The following is a 1,089-nucleotide window of genomic DNA, read 5'->3' on the forward strand; positions in this document are numbered from 1 at the left end:
CCACTGGCAAGTATGCCTGCCGAAATCATAGAAATCCAGCCGTCTGAGCCGTGGACAGTTTTCGCCAATTCGCGCGGGAGTATAAGGATACCAACCCCAATAATCATGGATGTCACCGTAATGGATATATCCAATAAGCTGATCTCTTTATCCCCGTATTCAAAAGATTTCATTCTTTATTTCTCCTTCGTTTTCATTCTGTCGTCGTTTTTGGTTTGAAGCATTTGCGGTCGCTTTTTCATGAAGTGAAGAGGAGCACGCAGGACGAGATCTTTCMAGTCGCGAATGAACAAAGGTGCAAACGGTGTGGAGTACGGGATTCCAAAGCTTTTAAGATTAACGATATGGATGTTGATCATGATATAAGCCAGAATGATACCGTACAATCCAAGGAATGCCGCGAACAACATGATGCCGAACCGCATGACGCGCAAGGAAATGGCAAATGAATACGAAGGTAGCGAGAAAGATGAAATGGCAGTCACGGCAACGACGATAACCATAACGGGACTTACCATACCGGCAGCTACCGCGGACTCCCCAATAACTAAGCCCCCTACGATCCCGATCGTTTGGCCAATGGGTTTTGGCAGACGCAGCCCTGCTTCCCGAAGCAGCTCCAACGTGAATTCCATGACGAATGCTTCAATAACGGCTGGAAACGGCACACCTTCCCGTGCACCGGCGATAGAAAAGGCAAGTTTGGAAGGAATCATCCCATGATGAAATTCAAGTAATGCAATATAGAGTGCAGGCAGGAAAGTGGCAATAAAGGCTGATATTAGCCGTAGAATCCGAGTCAGTGTGGAGATCAGCCAGTTCTGATAGTAATCCTCAGGCGAATGTAGGCTGGAGGAGAACGTAATCGGCAAAATGAGCGCAAATGGATCGCCGTCAACTAGAATAGCGACACGTCCTTGGAGGAGAGCGCCTGAAACTTTGTCAGGCCGTTCTGTATTCAAAATGACAGGGAAAGGGCTCAGAAAGCTATCCGTGATCCATTGCTCCAAATAACCGGAACCCTCAATATCGTCCATATCAATACTATTGATACGCCGCACAACCTCTTTTACTAGATCCGGATGTACG

At 47.2% G+C, this 1,089-nt stretch carries 2 protein-coding genes; both read right to left on the minus strand.

What is annotated here, in order from left to right; genetic code table 11:
- On the minus strand, positions 1-173 hold a 173-nt coding region (locus AC1DUA_RS38695), incomplete at its 3' end, for a GerAB/ArcD/ProY family transporter (protein ID WP_477504736.1).
- 3 nt (positions 174-176) lie between these two features.
- Positions 177-1,089 (minus strand): spore germination protein (locus AC1DUA_RS38700; protein ID WP_477504735.1); only part of this gene is annotated, 913 nt, incomplete at its 5' end.

This window comes from Paenibacillus sp. 01T422, from assembly GCF_056398785.1.